Source organism: Pseudoxanthomonas sp. LH2527, from assembly GCF_022539275.1.
GTDB lineage: Bacteria > Pseudomonadota > Gammaproteobacteria > Xanthomonadales > Xanthomonadaceae > Pseudoxanthomonas_A.
Genome location: NZ_JAKZBW010000013.1, coordinates 30,932 through 53,536 on the forward strand (window position 1 = coordinate 30,932; position 22,605 = coordinate 53,536).

A 22,605-nucleotide genomic window follows, 5' to 3' on the forward strand; every position below is an offset into this window, starting at 1 on the left:
GCGCAGCCCGCGCGGAGTTCGCATGAAACCGCATCCACGTCGCATCACGCTGGTCGCCGCCGCGATTGCGGCCGCCCTTCCCGTTGCGGCCCACGCCGTGCGCATCGACTACACCCTCGACGCCGGCGTCGAGCGCGACGACAACGTGACGCTGTCCGAGACCGACCCGGTCGAGCAGACCATCTTCCGCGCCGGGCTGGGTTTTGCGATCGAACAGAACTCCTCGGCGGTGCAGGCGAGGATCAGCGGACGCCTCGACCATCGCCGCTACGAGGACATCTACGCCAACGCCACCGACCGCATGCTGGAGGGCCGCCTGAACTGGATGGTCATTCCCGACCGGCTGGGCCTCGTCGTCGAGGACAGCTACGGTGTCCAGACCATCGACCGCTTCGAGCCCGACTCGCCCAACAACCGCCAGCAGATCAACGTCCTGTCGCTGGGACCCGACCTGCACTTCAACCTGGGCAACACCTTGCGCGGCCGCGCCGAACTGCGCTTCATCAACAGCGACGCCGAGGTCACCGAGGACTTCAACTCGGACCGTATCGCCGCCGCGCTGCGTGCGGTCAAGGACCTCGATGCCACGAGCACCCTGTCGGTCAACCTGCAGATGCAGGATGTCGATTTCGACAACGACCTGTTTGCGCGCGACCACAAACGCTACGAGGCCTACGCCAGCTACAACCGCAGGTTCAACCGCCTGGACATGCTGCTGGATGCGGGTTATGCGCGCCTGGACTACGACGATGGCCAGACACGCAACAATCCCCTGCTGCGCGCCGAACTCGGCTGGCGGATGAGCGAGCGCAGCCGCTTCAGCGTCAACGCCGCCAACCAGTTCTCCGACGCCGCCTCGGGAGCCCTCGGCGCCATCGCGAGCACGGAATCCGGCATCCCGCCCAGCGTCCTGACCGGCCGCTCCACCATCACCCCGTCGGCCTACGAGCAACGCAGCCTCAACATGGGGTACGAGTACACGGGCGTCCGCACCATCTACTCCATTTCCGGCAACGCGCAGAAGATCGACTACGTCGACCCGGGCGAGTCCGGCGAGGAGAGCCGTGGCGTCTCCGTCGAACTGAGCTATCGCCTGCGGCCTTCGCTGACCCTCCGTGGCGCGGCGTCGCGGGATCGGACGGAGACCGATCCCCCGTTCCCGCGCCGCGAGAACAACCGGCTGTATTCGCTCGGGCTGGAAAAGCAGTGGTCGCGGCACTGGTCTTCTTCGCTCTCGTACAATCGGTACGAGCGCAGCACCGCGAGCGGAACGTCGGAGTTCAAGCAGAACGTGATCTACCTCAGCATCGCCTACCGCAACCGATGAGCAAGGAAAGCCAGGCGACAACGCCATCGATGCGGCACTGGGTCGCCCTGTCACCGCACCCTCTCGCCGCCGCACTGCGCAAGGCGCGCCGTGGCCTGCGCGGCTTCACGCTGCCGGCGCCCCGGGTGCTGGTATTGCCCTACCTGTGGTTGTTCCTGGCCGGCCGCGGCGTGATTTTCTTCATCCGCCGGGCGTTCATTGCCGAGCCGTTGTTCAAGGCGTACTGCACGCGTGTCGGCAAGGGCGTCACCACCGGCATCTACGTGCCCTGGGTGCAGGGCAAGGGCGAGCTGATCGTGCACGACCACGTCCGCATCAGCGGCAAGCTCTCCATCAACTTTGCGGCGCGCTTCTCCAAGCGTCCGCGCCTGGAGATCGGTCACCACACCGACCTGGCCCACGATTGCCGGCTGGTCGTCGGGAAGGAGATCAGGATCGGCGCGCATGTGGAGATCGCCGGTGGCGTCACGCTGCGTGATTCCGGCGGACACCCTGCCGACCCGGCACGGCGTGCCGCTGGCGCGCCGCCGGACGAGGCCGACGTCAAGCCGATCATCGTCCACGACAATGTCTGGATCGGCTCGCATGTGCTGGTGCTGCCCGGCAGCGAGATCGGCGAAGGCAGCATCGTCTCCGCGTACTCGGTGGTATCCGGCGTGGTTGCGCCGTACACCGTCGTGGCCGGCAACCCCGCACGCCGCATCGGCACCCTGACGCCCCCGCCCGAGCGCGCGCACCTTGCGCCGGTGGCGAAAGCCGTGGCCCCCAAACCGGATCCCGTCACCGCGCCCTCGACGGACGGCGCCGCCGCCGCTGGCTGACCCTGCGCCGACCGCGAAGAGCGGTCGACCCGCCGGCCAACCGCCGCTCGCTGCTGTCAGACCAGGGCTTCCACCGCATCAGGGTGGCTGAGGAAGGCGCGCGGACTGGCGCTGCGGCCATACGCACCGGACTGGAACACGACCACCAGATCACCCGGCTCGGCGACATCCAGTTCCATGCGGTCGGCCAACAGGTCCAGCGGCGTGCACAGCGGGCCCACCACGTTGGCGATCTCACGCTCGCCGCGGCGCCCGTTCACGCTGACCGGGTAGTTGCGGCGGATCACCTGGCCGAAGTTGCCCGATGCCGCCAGATGATGGTGCATGCCGCCGTCCACCACCAGGAAGACCTGCCCGCGGGATATCTTGCGGTCGATCACCCGCGCCACGTAGATGCCGGCCTCACCGACCAGGTAACGCCCCAGCTCGATCACGATGTGGGCGCCCGGAAGATCGCGCACCAGCCGGTCCGACAGCTGCGCCAGGTTGTCGGTCACCGGCGACGCATCGAGCGCCGCCTCACCCGGCGAATACGGAATGCCGAAACCGCCCCCCAGGTTGAGGCTGCGGATCGGGGCCGGCAGCAGGTCCTGCCATTCCAGCGCCTGCTCATAGCACTTGCTCTGCGCCTCGACGATGGCCGCATGACGCAGATTCTGCGAACCGGCGAACATGTGGAACCCCTCGAAGGCCAGGCCTGCGCCGGCGATCTCGCGCAGCAGTTCGGGTACGCGTTCGGCATCGACACCGAACTGGCGCGCGCCGCCGCTCATCTTCATGCCGGAGGCCTTCAGCTCGAACGGCAGGTTCACCCGCACCGCGACGCGGGCGGGCGTGCCGTTCCGCACGCTGGCCTCGGCCAGCGCCTTGATTTCACGGAACGATTCCACATTGACCAGGATGCCGGCAGCGGCCGCCTGCCGCAGCTCGCCATCGGATTTTCCCGGACCGGCGAAGCTGATGTGCTGCGGTGACATGCCGGTATCCAGGGCCACGCGCAGTTCGCCGGCCGAGGCCACATCGATGCCGTCCACGCATCGTGCCATGTGGCAGACCAGCGCCGGCATGGGGTTGGCCTTCATCGCGTAATGCAGCAGGACCGTCTCCGGCAATGCCGCACGCAGGCTGCGCGCCCGTTCGGTCAGCCGCTGGCGGTCGTAGACATAGCAAGGCGTGCTGCCGATCGCGTCCACGACGCGCGTCAGCGGCTGTCCGCCGACCAGGATTTCGCCGGTGGCATCCCGTGGCCATTCCCAGCTTGGAGTCGATGCATTCATGCAGTGCGGATATCCGTCTGTTCCGGGGCCTGCTGTCCGATCGTGCGATGGAAATCGATCAGCTGCAGGATGTTGTTGCGCCATTGCCGGTGCTGGGTGATGTAGGCGCGGGCATTGGCGCCCACGCGCCGCAACGCTTCCGCATCGCGACTGTACTTCAACACGCTGTCCACCGCGGCGTCCATGTCGCCGGCCGGGAACATCCAGCCGGTCGTGCCTTCCTCGAGCACCTCGCGGATCGGCTCGAAGTCCGGCGCCACCGGCGGCACGCTGCAGGCCATGAACTCGAACAGCTTGACCGGCGAGGTGTAGTCACCCGCACTCGGCAGCACCGCCATGTCCATCGCCGCCAGCAGGCCGGGCACTTCGTCATGCGGCACCCGACCGGTCAGGATGACGCGGTCGGACAGGCCGCGTTCTTCCACGAACGCACGCAGTGCCGGATAGGTCGAGCCGTCGCCCACCAGCAGCAGTTTGAGGTGCGGCGACTGCAGCAGCCGGTCGGCAATCTGGTGGACGAAGCGGTCGATCGCATGCCAGGGCACGAAAGCACCCAGGTAGCCGCAGACCACATACCCTTCCAGTCCGTAGCGGCGGCGGGTGTCGTCGCGCTGCGCCTGGGTGAAGGTGAACTTGTCGATGTTCGCGGCATTCGGGGTAATGATTGCCGGGGCGATCCCGGTATGCGCCGCGATCGCGCGATCACGGAACACCGAGGAGACGAACACCAGACCGTCGGCGTTGCGGTACGTCCAGCGTTCGATCGCCATCGCCAGCCGCTTGAAGAACAGCGGGCGCACGCGCTCGACCGTCGCCGAATCGTTGACCTCCAGGATCATCGGCACACCGCGCTGGCGCGCCAGCCAGGTCGGCAGGAACATGAAAAGCGAGTAGCGCTCGTAGATGAAGTCCAGGTCCGGATGCTGTCGCAGGTAGGCCAGCAGGCGCCAGCCCGCGACCAGGTTGTAGAGCACCTCGACCAGTTCGAACAGCGGCTCCGGCAGCTTGTTCACCAGGCCCATCCACGGACGCGCCTGCTGCGTCGGCGACATGGCCTTGGGCGAAGAATACGGATCCGCGCCGGGCAGGGAGATGATGTCCACCGCCACGCCCTCGGCGCGCAGCGCATCGGTAACGCCGCGGATATGCACGCCTTCCACGGCCTTGCCCTGGGTCCGATGATGGTAGAGCACGCGCTTGACGGGGGTTTCCATGTTCACTCGCTGGCGTAGATAGAGGGCGCACGCGGCGCCATGGGAAGTCCGAACGTGCCGGCACCCGGCACGCGCATGGGCCGTCGCGCTGGTTTGTTCGCGACACCGGATACGCGTGGACCGACGTGGGTGGGACGCGCTTCGAGCAGGGGCGACATGCGATGCCGGTGCAGGAAGGGCGCGACATCGGCCGACGCCGACCGTTCATCCCACGCATCGCCTGGTACTTGCGGCGTGGCGCCGCCGACAGCGCCTCCCATCAGGCCGGGTCCATGCACACATCGTGGCCACGCATGGCCAGCACCTGCCTGCAGACGGCCAGCGTATCGGCGGCAACGTCGTCCCATCCCCGACTGGCCGAGGCGGCCAGCACATCGGCGTCCCACGACCTGGCCAGCGCGTCGGCCAGGCCACGCTGCAGCGCAGCCGCATCACGCGGCGGCACCATGATGCCGTTGCCGGCATGGATGATTTCGCCGGTACCGCCCACCGCAGTGGCCACGACCGGCCGGCCGCAGGCGATGCCCTCGACCACCACGTTGGGATAGCCTTCGGACCAGCTTGGCAGGGTCAGCACGTCGGCCGCCCCGATCCATTCGGCAACCTGCGCCGGCTCCAGTCCACCGGTCATGGTGACGCGACCGGCAAGGCCGGTGGCCTGCACCAGGCCCGCGAGTTCTTCACGCATCACACCGTCGCCGACCAGCGCCAGGCGCACTCGCGCATCTTCCGATGCCAATCCCTGGAAGGCCTGCAGCAGCTCACGCATGCCCTTGGCTTCGACGAAACGGCCCACATAGGCGATCAGGCGCGCATCGGCGGGCACGCCGAGCCTGGCCCGCATCGCCTGCTGGTCCCGCGGGTGGAAGACCGCCGTGTCGATGCCGTTGACCACCGGGTGCACGCGTTCGGGATCGGCGCCGAAGGTGGCGATCGCGGTATCGCGCATCGCGTGGCTGACGGTCAGGATCGCATCCAGACCCTGCAGCGTGCGCCGCGTCAGATGGGCGTTGAGGCCGGAACGCACATGGATATCGGAACCGCGGGCGCCGACGATGCAGGGTACGCCCAGGCGCCGGGCCGCGCGCTTGGCTGCCGCACCATCGGGATAGACCCAGTACGCCAGCACGAGATCCGGCTGGAATCTGCGCATCCGCGGCACCAGCGCCCGGCTCGCCATCCAGCCGTTGGTGGCGCGGGATATTCCCGGCAATGCGGGATAGGTATAGGCCTCCACGTCCACGCCATCCAGCGTGTAGTCCGCACCTACTTCGCCGCGCAGGAAGCTGCGTGGCGACAATCCGGGGATACGCGGATAGCTCGCCTGCTGGAAGAAGACACGCACCTGCGCCAGGTTCGAGAGCGCACGCGCGGTCTCATGGATGTAGCGGCCCCGCGTCTGGTCGTGGGGCACGGGCAGGATCGGCGTGACAAGAGCGATTCGCGGCATCATCAGACTCATGTAACGCGATTCTTCCCGTGCTCCGGCCAGACGCGCGGATCATCCCATCGCCAACAACACCTTCAACACCACGTAGAACCCCACCACGGCACCCACGGTCAACACGAACCAGCGGACGATGTGGTTGCCCAGGCGCAGTTCCCCCAAGGCCGGGAACCGGGCGAGGACATTGGAGTGGTGGGCAACGACGAGCGCGGCCAGCAGATAAAGCAGGATCACGTAGCTGCGACTCAGGAAGAAGGCCGCCGCGAAGAAACCCGCCTGCGCCACCAGCAGCACCAGCGCCATCGCCCTGGCGTCCTGCCACTCCAGCAGGTCGTCCTCGTCCTCGAACTCGGGCTCGAAACGGACGATGCGGTACATCATCCAGAAGCCGTAACCGACGAACGCGAACCACAACGCGAAGCCGATGATGCCGGTTTCCGCGAGCACCAGGATGATCGAGTTGTGCGCGGTCAGATAGTGGTACTGGGTGAACTGCCCTGCCCCCACGCCCAGCACGGGATGGGTGATGAACATCTGCATGCCTTCGTACCAGGCATCGATGCGGCCGGAGGCCGAGGACTCCTGCACGTTCAACTGGTCCAGGCGTGACGGCATCAGGCGCAGCACCACCAGCGCGCCGGCGCCCAGCATGGCGGCCCAGATCCTGCCGCGCCGGATCCAGATGTAGACGGCGGTCATCGCGACCACCGCGAGGAAGGAACCGCGCGAGTTCGTCAGGTAGATACCGTAGAACAGCAGCAGGCAGCCACAGAACCAGAACAACCGCCTCAGCCCGAGAAAGCCGCCGCGGCTACCCAGGTAGACCGCCATCGGCAGCGAAATGACGAACAGCATGCCCAGGTCGTTGGGATCGCTGAAGATGCCCACGTACTGGATGCGTCCGTCCTCGACGGTCGGCTGGCCCGTCCAGCCGATACCGGAGGACGCTTGCTGTACCCCGTGCACCGCCATCACGAACGCGCACGCCACGATCACCGCCATGATGACGCGCGTGTACGTCGGCTTGTTCACCGCATTGGCCAGCAGGAAGAACGAGACCACGCACGGCAGGAAATCGACGGCTGCGGTCTGCGCGCCGCCCATCCATCCCGTCAGCGCCAGCGACAGGAAGATGGCCACCAGGAACAACGGCAGCAGCAAGTATTGCGGCGCGTTGAATCGCTTCTCGCGCGAGAACACCCAGGCACCCGCTGCCGATGCCATGGCCAGTGGCAGGATGGGGATGCCGAAGTCCGCCATCTGCGGATAGTCCTGCGGCCTCAGCAGCACCAGCATCAGGTAGATCAGCACGAAGACGAACATCATCATCGTTGCTCACCTCGCCTGACGCGCCCGCGCATGCCGGACCCACATGTTCCCCGCAAGCCCCTCACCACAGGTGCAACCTCGGATTGCGCACGTAGGCCAGCAGGGCCTGGCCGGCATACAGGTTCATGTGCACGAAGGTGGACATCAGGCGCACGGGCGCCCACGCCGACAAGGCGGGAAGCCAGGTTGCCGCCATCAGCAACGCGATGCCGCCCACACCGGCCAGCAGGCATGCCAGGTAGAAAGGGTGCGAGAACGCCAGGTAGGCCGAGGAGACCGCCAGGATGCAAAGCAGCCACGGCACCATCAATCGCAGCAGCTTGTGGCTGACGAAACGGAACCACAGCGGATTCTGGAACGGGACCGCCAGCCAGGGAGCAAGCGCCACCGCCTGGTAGTTGCCGGCCAGCGTGCGCACCTTGCGGACGCGCTCCTGCGTCGAGGTCGTGGAGGGCGTGTCCCATGCGACCGCACCGGCCTCGAACACGACACGATAGCCATCGCGCACCACGTTCATCGGCGTCAACACGTCGTCCAGCACGGTGCCCGGCGGCAACGGTACGTACAGGTCGCGCCGGATCGCATACAGCGCACCGGTCACCCCCACCACGGAACCACTGCGGGCCTCGGCATTGCGGATCATCTTCTCGTACCGCCAGTACGCACCCACGTTGGCCGCAAACCCTCCCGTCTCATCGACGAAGCAGAGTTCGCCGCTGACCGCCCCGACATCCGGGTCTGCGAAATTGGCGGCCAACCGGGCCAGCGCATCCTGTCCGAGCCTCTGCCGCACGTCGACCATCAAGAGTATTTCACCCGACGCCATGTCCACCAGCTCGGCAAGGCAGGCCGCCTTGCCCCGGCGCTGCGGGAACTCGACCACGCGCAGGCGCCGGGAAGGGATGCGTCGCAGCACCTCGGCCGTGTCGTCGGTACATCCGTCGCAGGCGACGATGATGTCCAGGTTCTCCTGCGGATAGTCCAGCGACAGCAGGTTCTCGATCTTGGGCGCGACGCTTGCCGCCGCGTTGTGGACGGACAGCAGAACGGTGACACGCGGAAAGTGCGGGCGCTTGCGCACCGGACTCGAGAACAGGCGCGCCCATGCCAGCACCCACAGCGGATACCCGACATAGGTGAACACGATGAGGACCAGGCTGCCCCAGAACGCCAGGAGAACGGAAGTCTGCAGCATCAACGCACGCTATCCGTCGGCAGTCCGTCGGCCCAGCGCTGCAGACGGCCCTGCATCCTGCCGGCGAGGCCGGGGTAACGCTGCAGCAGCGCGCCCAGATGCTGCACGTCATCGGCACGCCAGGCACGTATGACCACCGTTCCCAGCACGAAGACCGCAGCGTAGATCAGACCGGCCGCCAGTTCGGTCCAGAAGTTGGTGCCTCCCACCAGCATGGGCACCACGGCGACGGCGATCGCCACCAGCGCACAGGCCACCATGCGCCCGAGTTCGCGCCACGGCACCCGCAGCTTCAACAGTCGCGACACGCCGGTGGCCATCAGCGTGAAGATCAGCACCTCCGAGATGGCGTGCGCGGCCACGGCGCCGTTGAGCCCGTAGCGCGGGATCAGCAGCACCGACAGCACGGCCACGCTCACGACCGAGAACAGCACATACCCCACCCGCAGCCGCTGGTTGTCCGTTGTCGACAACAGGGCGTTGAAGGCGCCGCCGACCATGGTGAAGCCGCCCACCACCATCATGACCCTCAGGGGCAGCACCACCGCCTCGTATGCCGGCCCGTAGAGCAGCGCGACCGCGCTGTCGGCCAGCAAGGCACCCGTACCCGCGAGCAGCAGACCGATGAAGGCGAAGTAGCGCATCGCGTTGGCCATGATCGCGTTGACGCCGTCCTGCCCGCCCTTGCCGAACGCGTGCCCCATCATCGGCATCAATACTGTGCCCAGTCCCGAGGCCAGCAGGTCCACGCCGCCGCGCGTCAACGCGGCCGCAATGGCGAAGAAGCCCACGGCGGCCGACCCGACCATGGCGTTCAGCATCCAGGTTTCGATGGATTTGTTGCTGATCGCATAGGCAAGGGTCAACAGCACGGTCCAGCCGAGGTGCCGCTTCAGCCGCGCCAGCGTCGCCGGATCGACCGGCTCACGGGAAGGCCGTACCTCCGCCTTGCGCAACATGACCGACGAGCACACCACGTAGCCCACGCTGAGCGCGGTGAACAGCAGCAGATACGCCAGCAGCGGGGCCTTGAGCATCACCAGCGCCAGCACGGCCACGATGTTGATCAGGCTCATCGTCACCGTGGAGCGCGCCTCGACATGGAACAGGCCGTAGCCCTTGGCGACGGAGACGTCGAACAGGAACATGGCCTTGGCGATCGCGGCAATCAGCACCACCGCCGCGAACACGGCCAGGTGCCCTTCCCAACCGGCAGGCGTGAAGAACGGCATGGTCAGCAGGAACACCACCGTCACGATCGCCACGCACGCCAGTTGCCAGCGGCGCAGCCATCCGTGGATGCTGCGGGCCGTCTGCGGCGAGCCGCGGCCCAGGCTCTCCGACGCGAAGCGGATGACGGTGGTGGTCAGGCCGTTGTTGCTGCACATGATCAACAGCCCGGCCATCCACACCATGTAGGTGTAGCGGCCGAAATCGCTCGGGCCCAGGGTGCGCGCCACCAGCACGCTGGTCAGCAGACCCAGCGCATAGGTCACGTACGTGGAGCCCATCACCATGATGGCGCCGCGTATGGCCGTTCTGCCGTTGAAAGGCTGGTTCATAGTCCCCTGTGATTGGTGCGAGGTGCAGCACCCATACCGACTGTCACGAACAACGCCAAAAGTGGTCAGAACGGGTCACGCGTGGTGCACGGCCGGCATGGCGTTCGTTCATCCTGTGACCTGCGACAGACGCATTCCACGTTGTCACCTGCATATGAAACCTTCTGGCAAGCTCGGCGTCGTTCATGTCATTGATTCACTTGAATACGGAGGCCTGGAGCGCGTCGTTGCCGATCTGGCCATCGCACAGGCGGCCTACGGACACACCGTCAGGGTATTCAGCCTGTGTGACACCGACGGCTTTCGCCCGTTCCTCGAGCAGGCCGGCATTCCCGTCATCATCGGACACAAGCGTGGCGGCGCCGATGTCAGGCTGATCCGGCTGCTGCGCGCCACGTTGCTGGAGACCGGCGTGGACGTGGTGCATACGCATAACTTCGTCCCCAGCTATTACGCGGCCGCCGCGACACGCTTCGCCCGGCGACAACCGGTGCTGGTCAACACCTGCCACAACATGGGCGGCCGGCTGCGCAATCGCCGCCTGCGCTGGCTCTACCGATGGTCGCTGACGCACGCGCAGAAGGTCGCGATGGTCGGCGCCAAAGTGCGTGAGCAGCTGGTATCGAGCGGGCGGGTGCCGGCTTCCAAAAGCAGCACGGTGATGAACGGCATCCCGGTCGATCGCTTCGAGCGTTCGTCCGCTACGCGCGCGCAGGTGCGCGACGAGCTTGGCATCGCGCAGGAGGCGCTGGTGATCGGCACCGTCGGCAGGCTGGTTGAACTGAAGAATCAACGCCTGCTGCTGGAGGCCGCGGCGCTGCTGCGCCCGTCGCGGCCCGGCCTGGTGGTGGTGCTCGCCGGCGACGGCCCACTGCGCGACGAACTGGCCTCCCTGGCCCGACAGCTCGGCATGCAGGACGGCGTTGTCTTCACCGGCCCCCGCCAGGACATCCCCCGGCTGCTCAACGCGTTCGACGTGTTCGCCCTGCCCTCGCGCACCGAGGGACTGTCGATCGCGCTGCTGGAAGCCTGCGCCGCCGGCCTGCCCCTCGTGGCCACCCGCGTGGGTGGCAATGATGAGATCGTCCAGGCGCACCAGACCGGCCTGCTGGTCCCGTCGGATGATGTTTCCGCACTCCGTGCCGCGCTGTCGCGGCTGCTGGAGGACCCGGCACAACGCCTGCGCATGGGCGAGAACGCACGCCGCTGGGTGGTCGAGCACGGATCGATCGAGGTGATGCGTGAGAACTACGACGCGCTTTACGCCGGCGTGCCAGCACCCCGCTGAGTCCACCCCCGGGGCTGGGCGCCGTTCAATCCCGCGCGTCCGTCATGGTTACTGGTTCACGCCATCCACGGCAAGCGCGAGGCATCAGCCGGACCGCCCCTCCAGTTCCTCGAACGCGCGCTCCAGACCCGTTTCCGTCGGGACGCGCTGCCTCCATCCGATCGCCTTCAGCTTGTCGTTCGGATACGCGAAGCGGCGGTACATCGAATGGACCACGTAGGGCGTGAAGACCGCAGGCAGCTGTCCCTTCGACCACTGGTGGTAGCGCAGCAGCACCCTGGCACCCAGCTTGAACAGCGGGTACGGCACCGGCACCACGCGCAGCTTGCGCACCTTGCGCCGATAGGCACGCAGGTATTGCGCGCAGGTCGGGATATCGTCGTCGACGACGTTGTACGCCTGGCCGTCGACCCCTTTCAAGGCCGCGCAGGCGATCGCGTCGGCGCAGTTGTCCACGTACGTCAACGGCAGCGGCGCGCTGCCGCCGAGACTGAAGAACAGCCCCATTGCACTGATTCCCACCCGGTTGGAGAACGCGCCGCCGCCGGGCCCATAGATCACCCCGGGGCGAAGCACCACGGTCTCGAAGCCATGCTGGCTGCGATATTCGTTGAGCAGATGCTCCTGTCGGGTCTTGGCATGCGCGTAGGGTCCCTTGTCGATGCCGACCGGTTCGATCGGCACCGTCTCGTCGTGCGCGGCACCGGTCGGCAGCGACGCCGTCCGATAGACCGCGAACGAGCTCACCATCACCACCCGGCGCACCCCTGCCGAAGCGGTGGCGTCCAGCAGGTTGCGGGTGCCGACCACGGTGTTGGCGAACATGTCCGCCGCCGAACCGCGCATGCCCGCCGCCGCATGCACCACCACCTCCACGCCCGCCAGCATCGGCGCCAGGTCATGGCGATGCAGCAGGTTCGCGGCGACCACGCTGACGCGCGCGTCGGGATACGCACGCTGCAGCTTTTCCAGCAAGCCGGCGGGTGCCGTGCGGCGCACATGGATGCGCAGGTCCTGCACCCCGGCGTCGAGCAGGCTCTCGGCGATCCTGCGACCCAGGAATCCGGCGGCGCCGGTCAACAGGACGGTCATGCGGGCCGCTCCAGGGCTTCGACGATGCCGTCGATCAGGGTCGCCACGCGCAGGATGTACGCATGCGGCACCGGATCCTCGCCCCGGCCCTCGATGGCGTCGTAGAAGCCGCCCAGCAGCACGCGCATGCACTGGAAATAATGGAACCGGTTGCGCATGAAATCCCCCGTGTTCCTTGCGCCGTTGCCGGCGAAGCGCACTGCCTGTATCCAGGCCGGGAACAGTCGGCCCAGTGCACTGGGCTGGTCCTGCCGCGCGCTGCGCACAAGCGTGCGCGCGGCGTAGTCGAGCTCCACGGTGTCGCGCGTGCCGTACACCTTCATCGCATGCGAGACCGGCCTGGCGTGGGAACTGACCATGCCGGACACCGTGACGCCGTTGGCCCCGGCCAGCGTGAAGCGCAGTTCGTCCGGCATCGCATCCAGCGCGGCGTCGCCACCGTCCGGGCGCATGCGGTGCGCGAAGGCGTTCACCGTTACCGGCTCCTCCAGGAACGGGACCACCTTGGCCAGCACATGGTCCAGCACGTTGTGGAACAGCTTGCCGGGCAGCCGGTGCACCCAGTGCGCCGGGTCACCCATCACCGCCATGCCGTAATCCCCGCCCAGGTTGTAGCCGTAGCTGGTATCGATGTGCACCACGTCGCCCAGCGCGCGTTCGTCCATCAGCTCGCGCAAGCGCAGGCCGGGAGTCTCGAAGTTGTAGAGGTAGTTCACCCCGATCCTGCGGCGGGTCTCCCGCGCACAATCGAGGATGCGACGGGTGCCGGCAGCATCCAGTGCGAAAGGCTTTTCCAGGAACACGTGGCAACCCAGCTCCATCGCCTGGCAGGCCAGTTGCGCGTGCGAGTCCGGCGGCGTCACGATGTGCACCGCGTCCAGACGCTCGACGCGGATCATGTCCGCCATGTCGGCATGGCCGGTCACCCCGGTCCAGCGTTGCGCGAAGCGCTCCACCATCAGCGGCTCGCGGTCGCAGGCGGCGACCAGGTCGGCGCGCCCCATCGCGCGAAGTTGCTCGGCATGACCGTCGGCGATCTTGCCGCACCCCACAATCCCAACCCTCATCCGATGCTCCCGGCAACGCGCGGCATGGCCGGTTGCGACGTCTCGCCGCCGACGCGATACGCAGGCCGCGAAATCACGTAATCGCGGTACAGGCCCGGATCACCGGTTTCGCCGGCTTCCGCCGCCTTCGCGATGTTGTACATTTCGCGCGCACTGACGTAGTGCAGCTTCCATTCGCTGCCATCGTTATAGCGCGACTCCAGATAGCGGTAGGCCTCGTCCATCGATGGGCCCAGCAGCGTATCCATGTCGCAGTCCTCGGCGCCGTGGGTATGGATCTTCACGAAGGTCCATTCGGGCCGGCCCTCGATGTGGATGCCGGTTTCCACCCAGGCATCGATGCGGTCACGCGACGGCGGCGCGACCTTGCGGATGTCCGAATTCTCGATGCGCGGAATCAGGCCGAACTTGCGACTCTTCCAGCGGAACCCCAGCGGGCCCTGGATGATCATCAGTTCGCCCTCCTCGCGGCCACCCACGCGCACGCGCGGGCCGGTGTCGTGCGACTTGCAGCGCAGCGGATCGTCCTTGGCGTAGTGGATGCGGTTGACCGTGCGCGTCTGGCACGGATCCGGCGCCGCCGGCAGCGTGAAGTCGGCATAACAGCCCTCTTCGCGCAGCACGATCAGTTCGTTGTCGACACCGCAGTGGCGGCCACTGGGATGGCTGTTGTCCAGGGCCCAGTTGCCGTGGATGAAGGCCCAGCGCGGCTGGCCGGTGGCCGGATCGCGCGGCAGCGCATCGTGGCGCGCGGCCAGCAGTTCGGTGAAGCGCGACAGCTTCTCGCGCAGCCCGGCCTCGGTGTCGTTGTCGTGGTGAAGGTGGATCTCGATCTCGCCCAGCCCCTGCCGGCAGAGATCCACCAGCGCGTCGAGGTGCTCTTCGCGGTATTCCTCTTCCGGATAGAAGAACGAGTGCACCGGCGGCCTGCCGTCGGCGTCCCGATGGCCCGCGCAAAGACGGGGCAGATCGCGGCTCCAGCGCGCCACGCGTGCGCGCTCCTTCTCCAGGTCGGGCTTGCCCCACGCCGGCTCGTAGTGGTCGACGAAGCAGAACAGCAGGTGGCGGGTGGTGCCCTTCGGCACCGGCGCACGCCAGTCCTGCTTCAACCAGGCCAGCAGCCAGGCCATGACGTTGCGCCTGCTTACCAGACGCACGGCAAGCATCAGGCCCAGCAGGGCGACAACCGCCAGTGCAAGAAGAATGAACTTCATCAGTGATATCCCGGGGTCAAAGCGATTCCATAGGTGTTGCAACGTGCCGTAGCGCGAACGGGCGACCACGCCCGCATCGTCGGCGCCGGCGCGCAGCGTGGCAAGGGCGTTGTCGGCGACGGCCACGACAGGCGCGGGGGGCTGCGGCAGCGCCGCGGCGGCCAGGCCGGTCTCGTACGCACCGAGGTCGGGCGGATCGCCGCGACGGTTGCCGTCGATGTCGTCGGTGACCGCCTCCAGCGGCGTGCCGGCCTTGATCGCGCGGCTTCCCGCCTGCGGCCTGCCCGCTTCGTCCAGCGAGAAGTCCGCCTGCATGCCATGGGCGTCGGCACCCATGCGTCGCCGCCACCGCTCGAAGTTGCCTTCCGCGACCAGCATCGGCGACTGCGGCCGCTGGTCGACGAAGCGGCAGGCGCCGCGCCGATCCGAATAGCCGTTCCAGTCCATGCCGGGGTCGCCGTCCAATGCGGACAACGCGCCGCCCAGTTCCTCTTCGTGCACCCAGCGGATTTCCACGCAGGGGCGTCCATCCTGGACGACAAGATTGTTGCGGACGGTGGGATTGACGTTGGCGGGTCGCTTGGCGTCCTTGTCCCAGTCCTGGAAGGACAGGCCGAAGAACAGGGCCGCATGCCCCTTCAGGCCCGCATTGATGATGGTGTTGTTGGCCACGATCGCGTCCTTGGACGCGTACATGCCGATCCCCGAATAGCCCGTGTTGCGCACCACGTTGTTGCGCACGATCCCGCGGATCGACTCGTAGTACTGCGGGTTCACGCTCAGGTCGAAGAACTCCACGCTGGTGTCGAACCCCACCAGGATGCCCGCATCGCCCGTGTTCTCCACCCGGTTGCGCTGCACCACCACGTCCCGCGCGCCACCCTTGAAGTACATGCCCGTGGTCGCCGTGTCGTGGATGTAGCTGTCCTCCACCACCATCCCGTCGGCATTGACGTTGTCGATACCGTCGGCATTGCTGCTGTCGCGCGCACCGGTGGTGTGGATCTCCACCCGACGGATCGTCGCCCGGTTCGACTTGGGCGTGATCTTGATCCCGTCACGACCGGTGCTGTGGATCAGCAGGTCCTCCAGCACCACGTCGCTGGCGCCGGTGTCGCTGGCCGGACCGCCCTGGTACCAGTTGGTCTGCAGCATGATCCCGTAGTAGTAGCCGCCGCTGATCTCCAGGTTCGACAGCCGGCTGCCCGAGGCGGCCGGGTCGATCTGGATGGTCACCGTATCTGCCGTGGTGATCGCGCAATGGATGCGCGCCTTGCCTTCGCCGGCGTAGGTCTGCAGCGTCATCCTCTGCCGCAGGCGTACGTCGCATTCGTTGTAGGTGCGGTTGTTGGCCGGGGCCCGCAGGGTGATGGTGTCCCCCGCACGTCCGGCGCTGATCGCACGCTTGACCGTGCGGTAGGGATTCTGCAGCGTACCGGTGCCGCTGCTGTCGTTGCCGGACGTCGAGACGTACAGCTCGGCCGCCATCACGGGGCAACTCAGGACCGTGCCAACAGCGAAAAGCAGTGCGGCGGCAAAACCTTGAGCGCACGCAGGAATTGGCATGGACATCGGTGGCGGATTTCCTGAGGTTTCCAGTCCTCCCGTGTACCATCACGGCAGGCGACCCTGGTCCGGAAAGCCCAGGGGGCGCACATCGCGCCAGTCATCGCGGTGGTCGACAACGCGTCGTTGGTGGCGGCCCCGGGGGATGCCCCACGCCACGCGTCTCACAATTTGAAAAACGCCGATGCGTGGGAATTCCGGCCACGCAAGTCCTGTTTCGGCGACGAACCGCGTTATCTGGGGGAGGACAGGATACGCCGACCCGCAATGCATGCCGGATCCGTGCGTCAGGCCAAGAAGGGGATGGAACTTGAAAAGAGGCTTGATCGCCAAACTGCTTTCGGTGACCGGATTCGGGCGCCTGCTGGCCGCACTGCCCCGTCATGGGGTGCTGGTGTTCAATTACCACCGCGTAGGCGATGACGCACAGTCGCAGCCGTACGACCGCGCCCTGTGGAGCGCCAGCGCCGGCGACTTCGACGCACAGGTCGGCCATCTGGCCCGTGGCTTCGATGTCATCTCGCCGAAGGACCTGGACTATGCCCTCGGGGATCGCCGGGGGCGCTACGCGCTGATCACGTTCGATGACGGCTATCTCGACAATTACCAACTCGCCTTTCCGATCCTGCGGCGGCACAACGTCCCCGCCGCGTTCTTCATCGCCACGGGTTTCATCGACAAGCCCACCCTGCCCTGGTGGGACGAAATCTGCTGGCTGTTGCGTACCTCGCCGCACCCGCGCCTTTCGTTGACACCCTGGATCAGCCAGCCGCTGCTGTTGCAGCCTGCGTGCGACACCGCCATCGCGCTGGTCCTCGCGCGCTACAAATCGCTCCCTTCCGACGAGGCCGCCACCATGCTGCGCGCCCTGCGCGAGGCGGCGGGCGTCAGGCATCCGGAGGACGTCTCCGGACACTGGATGAACTGGGACATGATCCGCGAGATGGCGCGTGGCGGCATGACCATCGGCGGACACACGGTCAACCATCCGGTGCTTTCACGCATGCCGAAGGAGCAGCAGTACCAGGAGATCTCCGGTTGCGCCGCGCGCCTCAAGGCGGAAGTGGGCATCGACATGGAGTATTTCGCCTACCCCGTCGGCAACCGAAACTCGTTCAACGACGACACCCGCGAGTGCCTGGACGCGATGAACGTGCGCCATGCGTTCTCCTACTACGGCGGCTATGCCACGCAGGCATCGCCACGCTTCGACATTCCGCGCGTGGCAATGGAAAGGCATATCCTCAAGCATGAATTCGAGGCCATGGCGTCGCTGCCACAGGTCTGTGCGCGTCCCTACAACTAGGTACCGCCCCATCTTCACATGAACGACGGCGCAGACTTCCTGACCTTGTACAAGGAACTGGGCGTTGGCCCGGAGTGCGACCCCGACAGCTTCAAGCGCGCCTACCGCAGGCGTGTATCCGGATTGCACCCGGATCGCGCGGGCACTGACGCCGGCGGCGAGGATACGCTGAAGACGCTCAACTACGCTTACTCCGCGGCCCTGGAGTTCCACCGTGCGCACGGGCGCTTCCCTGGCGCAACCGTAAAGGCGCCGACAGCGACCGCAGGCATGCGTACCGACATCGTGCAGGGCGGCGAGGATGCCACTTGGGATGAGCCTGCCCGCACACCCTCGCGATGGCGGGGACTCGCCTGGCTGGCACTCGCCATCGCTCTGGCGGCGCTGCTGCTGTCCGCCGAGAATGAAGGTGATGTCCCACACGCGATGCCATCGGAGACCGCGCAAGCGATGGTCACCACCGAATTGCACGCCTCCACCGACCCGCCGACCCTGAAACTGGGCATGTCGCCGGACGAAGTGATCGCGGTGATCGGACCCCCTTTCAGCAGCGATCACACCGGACAGCAATGGCTATACGGCGCGTCGTGGGTGCGGGTGGCCTGCGGCCAACTGGTGGACTGGTACAGCTCACCGCTGCAGCCGCTCGATGTGGCCCGCGAGCGGCCAGGTCCCGGCGATACGGTCGCCGACTTCCGTCCACGCCGGCACTGCCCGGGCAATGAGTGACCACACGGCAGCGCGCTGGCCCGGCCACGCGCGCAACCATCCCCGCTCCTGACTGACCGCTCAGGCGGGCTCTTCGTCGGCCGGGATCGGCTTGCCTTCGGCTTCGGCCTGCAGCACGCTGCGGCGGATCTTGCCGGTACCGGTCTTCGGCAGCGCATCGCGGAACTCGACCGTGCGCGGGATCATGAATTCCTCCAGGTGAGCACGGCAGTGCGCCATCACGGCGCGGGCGTCCAGATCATCGCGATCCGTCACCACGATCGCCTTCAACGCATGACCCATCACCGGATCCGGTACACCGACCAGGGCCGCCTCGCGGATGCCGGCCAGCGCATACAGCACGTTCTCCACTTCCTTCGGGCTGACCTTCTCGCCGCGGGACTTCAGGATGTCGTCCTTGCGACCGACGAAGTACAGGAAGCCCTCTTCGTCCATGCGGAACAGGTCGCCCGTGTGCAGCACTTTCTCCCACGGATAACGCCCGGTCTTCAGCGTCTTCGCGGTCGCTTCCTCGTTGCGCCAATAGCCCTGCATCACGTGGCCGCCGCGCACGACCAGTTCGCCGACGACATTCGGCGCCACCGGCTTGCCCTCGTCATCGGCCACCCACACTTCCGTGCCCGGGATGGCGATACCGACACTGTCGGGCCGCTTGCTCAGCTGCTCCGGCGGCAGGTACGTGCAGCGCTTGGACTCGGTCATGCCGTACATCGAGTAGATGCGGGCATTCGGGAAGATTTCCTGCAGCTTCAGGATGTGCGCCGGCGGCAAGGCGGCCGCGGTGTTGGTCAGGTAACGCACGCCACGCGCCCAATCCGGATTGAAGTTGCCGATCTGCACGATCAGTGCCGCCATCGTCGGCACCAGCGGGAAGCCGGTGATGTTCTCCGAGGCCAGCAACGGCAGGATCTTCTGCGGGAAGGCGAACGACTTCTCCAGCACCAGCGTGGCGCCCATCTTCACGCACATCAGCAACTGGTACAGGCCGTAGTCGAACGACAGCGGCAGCACGCTGAGCACCACGTCATCGCGGCGCGACTGCAGGTAGGTGGTGATCGAGGTTGCGGCGTGCTCGATGTTCTTGTGCGTCATCATGACGCCCTTCGGATTGCCGGTGGAACCCGAGGTGTAGACCAGCATCGCCAGGTCGATATCGACGCCCGCGTGACGCTTGGCCGCCGCACCCGGCACGGCGAGATCGACGAACGTCGCATAGGTCTCGGCGCCTGCGGGCAAGGCCGTGGCCGTGTCGTCCACGACCACCACCCGGCGGATACTCGGGGCCTGCGCCGCGGCGGCCAGCGCCACGCCGGCCAAGCTGGCCTGCGTGAACAGAACCGATGCTTCGCAGTTGTTCAGGACGAACGCGAGCTTGTCGGTCTTGGTGGTCGGATTGACCACGCTGAAGATGCCGCCGGCGCGCAGCGTGCCGAAGATGCCGACGGCGGTCTCGACACGATTCTCGAGGAACAGCACGCAACGCTCGCCGTTGGCGAAGGCGACGCGTTCGACCAGCGCATCCGCGAACCGGTCGGCTGCCGCGTCCAGCGTGGCGTACGAGGTGCGTACGCCCGCCTGGATGATCGCGGCCTTGGAGGGATCATGGGCCGCTGCGGCCGCCAGGTGCTGCTCGTACCTCAGCATGCGTGCCCCGCTTCCTGCTGCTTGCGCTCCACGTAGGCCATGATGCCCGCGATGCTGCCCAGGTTCTCCGGCAACACATCCTCGTCATCCACCGTCACTTCAAACGTTTCCTCGATCCAAGTCACGATCGTCAGGACGCCGATGGAATCGACGATCCCGGCATCCAGCAGGTTCTGGTGGGTGGCGAGTTCTTCCCCGGCCTCGACCGGAAAGGTCGTGCTGATGAATTCCCGTACGCGGTGTTCCATCGATTCCATGCAGGCGATCCAATTCTTGTGCAGTGTGGACAGGCGCGGCGGCACAGGCGAACGTCCCTGCAGCCATCGCGTCGCGATTGGTACCCGGCCGGCGACGCAAGCATCCCCGTCAACGCGGATGGCCAGCGCATCGCGGTGCGCGTTCCACCATCCGCACGTCAGGCGGCCAAGGCACCGGAGCCGTGCTCCGATGCAGAGGAGAACGCACAAGCCGTGCCGGAACGGCCAGTTCAGGCAGTGCGCGCCACGCCGACCGGAAACGAAAACGGGGCCCGGCGAATGCCGGACCCCGTACCTGGAACCTGCAACTAGGTCGAGCGGACTCAGCGCAACCGGTCAATCCACGAGAGCAGCCAGTACCAGGCCTTGATCGCGGGCGCCGTGTAGGTTCTCGATACCGGCTTGGCGGCCGGCCTGACCGCTGGCACCGCCGCAGGCGTGGTGGCGGCGGGGGTTGACGACGTGGACGCCGTCGGCGTAACCGGCGCCGCGGTGGTGGCCGGCAGGCTGCCCGCCGTTACCGCGCCGGACGCTGCGCTGCTTCCACGCACCGGAACCAGGGGCTGCACCCCGTTGACGCGGATCGGGGCCGTGCTCTGCTGGCCGTACTCGTCGGCACCCAGGTCGAACGGGGCGGCGCGGGTCTGGCGATCGATATCATCGGTCACCTGCGCCAGCGTGGTACCCGCATCGATCGCCGGACTGCCCGCCGGGAGTCGCCCGTTGGCGTCCACCGAGAACGCCGCTTGCTTGCTGTTGGCGTCCGCGCCGGTGCCGCTGCGCCACTGGGCCAGGGTCCCCGCGGTGACCGTGCTGCCGGGCCGGCCGTCGCGGAACACGCAGCCGTTGCCGAAGCCGTTCCAGTTGCTGTTCGGCGATCCGGACAGGCCCGACAGGCCGCCCAGTTCGGACGAGTAGCGGATTTCGACGCAGCGGTTGTTGCTCTGGATGACCAGGTTGTTGCGGAGAGTCGGATTGATGTTGGCCGGCCGGCCCGCATTCGGATCCCAGTCCTGGAACGTCACACCGAAGTAGATCGCCGAGTGGCCCAGGCGTCCGGCATTGATGATGGTGTTGTTGGCCACGATCGCATCCTTGGACGCGTACATGCCGATGCCCGAATACCCCGTGTTGCGCACCACGTTGTTGCGCACGATCCCGCGGATCGACTCGTAGTACTGCGGGTTCACGCTCAGATCAAAGAACTCCACGCTGGTGTCGAACCCCACCAGGATGCCCGCATCGCCCGTGTTCTCCACCCGGTTGCGCTGCACCACCACATCGCGTGCACCACCCTTGAAGTACATGCCCGTGGTCGCCGTGTCGTGGATGTAGCTGTCTTCCACCACCATCCCGTCGGCGTTGACGTTGTCGATGCCATCGGCATTGCTGCTGTCGCGCGCGCCGGTGGTGTGGATCTCCACCCGGCGGATCGTCGCCCGGTTCGACTTGGGCGTGATCTTGATCCCGTCACGACCCGTGCTGTGGATCAGCAGGTCCTCCAGCACCACGTCGCTGGCGCCGGTGTCGCTGGCCGGACCGCCCTGGTACCAGTTGGTCTGCAGCATGATCCCGTAGTAGTAGCCGCCGCTGATCTCCAGGTTCGACAGCCGGCTGCCCGAGGCCGCCGGGTCGATCTGGATGGTCACCGTATCGGCGGTGGTGATCGCGCAATGGATGCGCGCCTTGCCTTCGCCGGCATAGGTCTGCAGCGTCATTCTCTGCCGCAGGCGCACGTCGCATTCGTTGTAGGTGCGGTTGTTGGCCGGGGCACGCAGGGTGATGGTGTCCCCCGCACGTCCGGCGCTGATCGCACGCTTGACCGTGCGGTAGGGATTCTGCAGCGTACCGGTACCGCTGCTGTCGTTGCCGGACGTCGAGACGTACAGCTCGGCCGCGAGGGCCGGGGCGCTGAAGGCGAGACCGGCGGCAAACAGCAGCAACGGGGACAAAGATCGGTGACACAGGGGGGCGATGGCCATGAAAGCTCCGTTAAACCGTGACAGCGCCCCCTGTTGCGCCGTGATCGTTTTTGAAAAACCATTCAAAATCAATCATTTATGATCGATTTCAAGCCGGAGTCTAGCATGCGCGGCTGACATTGCGAGCGACAGACGGTGGCCGGAGTGTGGTGCGTTCATCGTTTTGCCACTCGCGTGGCGTTGCTGCCGACGAACGGGCAAGGGCCTTAGAGGCAAAAGTGCAGCGGGTCACGGCCGACAGCGCCGGCAATCCGATAGGTGCAAAGCGTGTGCCTGTCCGCAGGGATG

The 22,605-nt window shown here is 66.6% G+C and carries 17 protein-coding genes; 5 read left to right on the forward strand and 12 right to left on the reverse strand.

Features of this window, described 5'->3' with window-relative positions; translation table 11 throughout:
* Window positions 1-22 precede the first annotated feature (22 nt).
* Window positions 23-1,327, forward strand: coding sequence for a hypothetical protein (locus MMG85_RS09030; RefSeq protein WP_241045743.1), 1,305 nt, complete (start codon window positions 23-25; stop codon window positions 1,325-1,327).
* Window positions 1,324-2,148 (forward strand): acyltransferase, encoded by an 825-nt coding sequence (locus tag MMG85_RS09035; protein ID WP_241045744.1) that lies wholly within the window; start codon window positions 1,324-1,326, stop codon window positions 2,146-2,148. The genes MMG85_RS09030 and MMG85_RS09035 overlap by 4 nt, the downstream gene beginning before the upstream one ends.
* Before the next feature lie 56 nt (window positions 2,149-2,204).
* Here MMG85_RS09035 and MMG85_RS09040 read toward each other — a convergent pair whose 3' ends face one another.
* The 6 genes from MMG85_RS09040 to MMG85_RS09065 form a co-directional block, all read right to left on the reverse strand.
* On the reverse strand, window positions 2,205-3,425 hold the full coding sequence (locus MMG85_RS09040) for a pyridoxal-dependent decarboxylase, exosortase A system-associated (protein ID WP_241045745.1): 1,221 nt from the start codon (window positions 3,423-3,425) through the stop codon (window positions 2,205-2,207).
* Window positions 3,422-4,639 (reverse strand): glycosyltransferase family 4 protein, encoded by a 1,218-nt coding sequence (locus MMG85_RS09045; RefSeq protein WP_241045746.1) that lies wholly within the window; start codon window positions 4,637-4,639, stop codon window positions 3,422-3,424. Before MMG85_RS09045 ends, MMG85_RS09040 begins: the two co-directional genes overlap by 4 nt.
* A 259-nt stretch (window positions 4,640-4,898) precedes the next feature.
* Window positions 4,899-6,089 carry a glycosyltransferase gene (locus MMG85_RS09050; RefSeq protein WP_241045747.1) on the reverse strand — a complete coding sequence of 397 codons (1,191 nt, stop codon included), beginning with the start codon at window positions 6,087-6,089 and terminating at the stop codon, window positions 4,899-4,901.
* A 51-nt stretch (window positions 6,090-6,140) separates the two neighbouring features.
* Complete coding sequence (locus MMG85_RS09055) at window positions 6,141-7,415, reverse strand: O-antigen ligase family protein (RefSeq protein WP_241045748.1); 1,275 nt, start codon at window positions 7,413-7,415, stop codon at window positions 6,141-6,143.
* A 61-nt stretch (window positions 7,416-7,476) separates the two neighbouring features.
* Entirely contained in the window at window positions 7,477-8,610 is a 1,134-nt protein-coding gene (locus MMG85_RS09060) for a glycosyltransferase family 2 protein (protein ID WP_241045749.1), read from the reverse strand.
* Window positions 8,610-10,172 (reverse strand): oligosaccharide flippase family protein, encoded by a 1,563-nt coding sequence (locus tag MMG85_RS09065; protein ID WP_241045750.1) that lies wholly within the window; start codon window positions 10,170-10,172, stop codon window positions 8,610-8,612. The genes MMG85_RS09060 and MMG85_RS09065 overlap by 1 nt, the downstream gene beginning before the upstream one ends.
* Before the next feature lie 97 nt (window positions 10,173-10,269).
* Between MMG85_RS09065 and MMG85_RS09070 the strand changes: the two genes are divergently transcribed.
* Window positions 10,270-11,460, forward strand: coding sequence for a glycosyltransferase (locus tag MMG85_RS09070; RefSeq protein WP_241045751.1), 1,191 nt, complete (start codon window positions 10,270-10,272; stop codon window positions 11,458-11,460).
* An 84-nt stretch (window positions 11,461-11,544) separates the two neighbouring features.
* On the opposite strand, the gene MMG85_RS09075 is transcribed toward MMG85_RS09070, so the two are convergent.
* Genes MMG85_RS09075 through MMG85_RS09085 form a run of 3 tightly spaced genes read right to left on the reverse strand, consistent with a single transcriptional unit; the run spans window position 11,545 to window position 16,321 of the window.
* Window positions 11,545-12,552, reverse strand: coding sequence for an NAD-dependent epimerase/dehydratase family protein (locus MMG85_RS09075; RefSeq protein WP_241045752.1), 1,008 nt, complete (start codon window positions 12,550-12,552; stop codon window positions 11,545-11,547).
* Window positions 12,549-13,619 carry a Gfo/Idh/MocA family oxidoreductase gene (locus MMG85_RS09080; RefSeq protein ID WP_241045753.1) on the reverse strand — a complete coding sequence of 357 codons (1,071 nt, stop codon included), beginning with the start codon at window positions 13,617-13,619 and terminating at the stop codon, window positions 12,549-12,551. Before MMG85_RS09080 ends, MMG85_RS09075 begins: the two co-directional genes overlap by 4 nt.
* Window positions 13,616-16,321, reverse strand: a complete 2,706-nt coding sequence (locus MMG85_RS09085; protein ID WP_241045754.1) for a right-handed parallel beta-helix repeat-containing protein — start codon at window positions 16,319-16,321, stop codon at window positions 13,616-13,618. The genes MMG85_RS09080 and MMG85_RS09085 overlap by 4 nt, the downstream gene beginning before the upstream one ends.
* A gap of 400 nt (window positions 16,322-16,721) precedes the next feature.
* Here MMG85_RS09085 and MMG85_RS09090 point away from each other — a divergent pair, with 400 nt between their 5' ends.
* Together MMG85_RS09090 and MMG85_RS09095 are read left to right on the forward strand one after the other, a co-directional pair.
* Window positions 16,722-17,705, forward strand: a complete 984-nt coding sequence (locus MMG85_RS09090; protein ID WP_241045755.1) for a polysaccharide deacetylase family protein — start codon at window positions 16,722-16,724, stop codon at window positions 17,703-17,705.
* An 18-nt stretch (window positions 17,706-17,723) separates the two neighbouring features.
* Complete coding sequence (locus MMG85_RS09095) at window positions 17,724-18,434, forward strand: J domain-containing protein (protein ID WP_241045756.1); 711 nt, start codon at window positions 17,724-17,726, stop codon at window positions 18,432-18,434.
* Window positions 18,435-18,494: 60 nt separating this feature from the next.
* Here the strand turns inward: MMG85_RS09095 and MMG85_RS09100 are convergent, their stop codons facing one another.
* The 3 genes from MMG85_RS09100 to MMG85_RS09110 form a co-directional block, all read right to left on the reverse strand.
* Window positions 18,495-20,078 carry an AMP-binding protein gene (locus MMG85_RS09100; protein ID WP_241045757.1) on the reverse strand — a complete coding sequence of 528 codons (1,584 nt, stop codon included), beginning with the start codon at window positions 20,076-20,078 and terminating at the stop codon, window positions 18,495-18,497.
* Window positions 20,072-20,335 carry an acyl carrier protein gene (locus MMG85_RS09105; RefSeq protein ID WP_241045758.1) on the reverse strand — a complete coding sequence of 88 codons (264 nt, stop codon included), beginning with the start codon at window positions 20,333-20,335 and terminating at the stop codon, window positions 20,072-20,074. The genes MMG85_RS09100 and MMG85_RS09105 overlap by 7 nt, the downstream gene beginning before the upstream one ends.
* Window positions 20,336-20,658: 323 nt before the next feature.
* Window positions 20,659-22,317: a right-handed parallel beta-helix repeat-containing protein gene (locus MMG85_RS09110; protein ID WP_241045759.1), complete on the reverse strand. Its 1,659-nt coding sequence runs from the start codon at window positions 22,315-22,317 to the stop codon at window positions 20,659-20,661.
* Between the last annotated feature and the right edge of the window lie 288 nt (window positions 22,318-22,605).